This is a genomic window from Nostoc sp. DedSLP03, assembly GCF_034530815.1.
GTDB lineage: Bacteria > Cyanobacteriota > Cyanobacteriia > Cyanobacteriales > Nostocaceae > Nostoc.
In genome coordinates this window covers 1-2,386 of the sequence record NZ_JAVRCK010000211.1, presented here as the reverse complement: position 1 = coordinate 2,386, position 2,386 = coordinate 1, and the positions used below count along the sequence as shown (strand labels likewise).

4 protein-coding genes are annotated in these 2,386 nt (G+C 46.9%); 2 read left to right on the top strand and 2 right to left on the bottom strand.

Annotated features, from left to right (window positions below; genetic code table 11):
- Positions 1-162: 162 nt before the first annotated feature.
- The gene (locus RM368_RS38255; protein WP_322698746.1) at positions 163-315 is read right to left on the bottom strand and encodes a hypothetical protein; all 153 of its coding nucleotides are present in this window, start codon (positions 313-315) and stop codon (positions 163-165) included.
- Complete coding sequence (locus tag RM368_RS38250) at positions 312-893, bottom strand: tyrosine-type recombinase/integrase (protein ID WP_322698747.1); 582 nt, start codon at positions 891-893, stop codon at positions 312-314. The genes RM368_RS38255 and RM368_RS38250 overlap by 4 nt, the downstream gene beginning before the upstream one ends.
- A gap of 216 nt (positions 894-1,109) precedes the next feature.
- Between RM368_RS38250 and RM368_RS38245 the strand changes: the two genes are divergently transcribed.
- Both RM368_RS38245 and RM368_RS38240 read left to right on the top strand, forming a co-directional pair.
- A complete protein-coding gene (locus tag RM368_RS38245; RefSeq protein WP_322698894.1) occupies positions 1,110-1,415 on the top strand; it encodes a glucose-6-phosphate dehydrogenase in 306 nt (101 codons plus the stop codon).
- 1 nt (position 1,416) lies between these two features.
- The coding region (locus RM368_RS38240; protein ID WP_322698893.1) for a hypothetical protein at positions 1,417-2,386 on the top strand (970 nt) is incomplete at its 3' end.

The window sequence follows — 2,386 nt, the reverse complement described above, 5'->3', positions numbered from 1 at the left end:
GCAATATTACCACTAACTCCCAATGCTCAATGACGAATGACGAATGACGAATGACGAATGACTAATGAAAAACGATCGCGCGAGTAACCCAAAGTGCGATCGCGCGAGTAAATCCAATTGTGTTATCGGCGAATCTAGCCTATCCGCCCCGGCTACCATTTGTCATAAATTCGGGTAAAGTCGGTCAACTTCATCCCATGCCTGGTTAGCCAAACACTCTAGAGTCATAGCTAGAAAGAGTGGATGGTCATACTTTCCAGCCTCAAATGCCTTAAGGAAGATTTCGATTTGCAGGGATAGGAGTTTGTTGATCATAGAGTAGCGATCGCGCTTTTCACGTCATCGTCACTCACCTCGATGTACCGAGAAAGTACCTTCAAGTCAGTGTGACCAGTGGCTTTTTTAATCGTTGCCAAGCTTACACCCCGCTTTGCTAATTTCGTTATAAAACTCCGGCGGGTGGAGTGAGTTGATATCCCCTTGGCTGAAAGTCCGGCTCTTTCAACAGCTGTACGTAAAATTTGGTCAGCCGCCCTTAGCCCCATAGGTTTATCCGCTTCCCTGGATGGGAATAACCAAATCGAACCGGGGAGTGGTTTATATGCTGCCAGCAATTCAGCCAAGGTATCGTGAACCGGCACCTGGCGCGTCTGCCGCTTTCCATTGGGTGTTGCCTTGCGAGTCCTGGCGCGAAAGTTGATATACTCGCTGGGTGTACCATCAAGGTTGTACACATCAAGCAGTTGTAACTTCACCAACGCACCCCACCTTTCCCCGGTGTACCAAGCCAGATCCAAAAGCAGTTTATATTTTTGAGAGCGGATCTGCTTGCGAATTTTGGAATAATCCGCATCGCTTAAAATTGCGGCTTGTCCATTTCGATTATTTTTCATTTTATTTTTTACTTCTGCCTATTCTGGTTTAACCACTGTCAATGGTTAAACCGGAATATTCCTAACTTTTACTATTAGAAATATTCGACTTAATCCTATTAGCAGCAAGCATTACACGTCTTCAGAGAATCTACCTGTTTTACATAAAAGTAGAACATTTACTTATTTTTTATTGGCTAATAAAACAGAAGAGTAACTATTTAGAAATCTCTTCAAATGACAGCACTTAATCCAGCAACAGATATTCCATCTCAGATCGACACTTTAGAAAAACTTGCTGCATGGGTAGGGTTAGCATTATTCAATATCAATTCGACACTTGTCGTTGTTGAAGGCGCGGGCTACACGGAGCGCGCTTGCCAATCGGGGAACTTTTGGGTAGCCGCAGATGCAAAAACACGGATGATCGTCAGATTATCGCTGGAGGTTTCCCCCGATCAAGCTAGTGGTGCAAATAAGAACTGGACGTATATTCAGCCATTAAGTAATACTGCTTTACCTGCGGCATTTAAGCAGAATTGATATGACAGACGCTATCAACCCTCGTCAATTTGCATCTCTTGATTACGCTGACGCGGATATGTACGGGGCATTGATGCAGCGTCCAGCCCCAGCAGTTCCACTTCAACCGTCCATGCCGATTACCGAATCCAACAGGGATAACCCCGCCGTGCGGATAATGGAGAAGCGTTTATGGGAAATGGAAACTGCACATTACCCTGAGTATCATAAAGAGGGCGTACAGAGAGAGAAGGCTGTAGAGGAAGAAATACTTGGTAGGGAGCAAGCACAGCGACAGCAAATTAAAAATCGTATAAACGGTATTGAAAACCCTGATCTAGAGCCACCACGGAGGGAATCACCTGTTGCTCAAATCCAGCGCTCAACACCCGAACGCCAGCCGCTACCATCCACAGGCGCACCGCCGCCAACACCAAACGGTACAGCAGCACGCGCCGATTCTCTGGTAGAACCGACTGCGACACCACGCCCAGCGATATTGCGTGAAGCGATCGCAAATACAGTTGGCGGCATCGGGCAGGCTCTACCCAAGTCACTACCACAGTCAGCAGGAAGGTTCCTTGTACCTGGGGTAAGTGCGGGTGTGTCTTTGGGTAGCAGGATTCTTGCTGGGCAATCGGTAACACAAGCTGTTGTAGGGACTGCTGGGACTTTTGCCGGTAGTACGGCAGGAACGATAATAGGAACTGCTTTTGGTGGCCCGATTGGTGGCATCATTGGCGGAATCATCGGTGGGGCAGTTGGTGGTTACATCTCTGACGCTTTTTTCTCCCAAAATCTACCATCGGGAACTGCACACCTTGAAACATTCACACCAAATTACCCGCCATTTATTGGTGGTCAAGGCGTGGGAGCGCTTTATTCTGTGCGATGCACTTGGAAGACTGCCTTTAATGGATCGCCTGGTGATAATCAAGTAATGAATGCCGATGTCTATGGGCCAATAAGCGATATTCATTTAGAAGATAATC

What these genes read in the sequence shown, in the direction of transcription:
- RM368_RS38255 (WP_322698746.1), bottom strand. Translation starts at nt 315, where the DNA reads ATGATCAACAAACTCCTATCCCTGCAAATCGAAATCTTCCTTAAGGCA.
- RM368_RS38245 (WP_322698894.1), top strand. Translation starts at nt 1,110, where the DNA reads ATGACAGCACTTAATCCAGCAACAGATATTCCATCTCAGATCGACACT.
- RM368_RS38250 (WP_322698747.1), bottom strand. Translation starts at nt 893, where the DNA reads ATGAAAAATAATCGAAATGGACAAGCCGCAATTTTAAGCGATGCGGAT.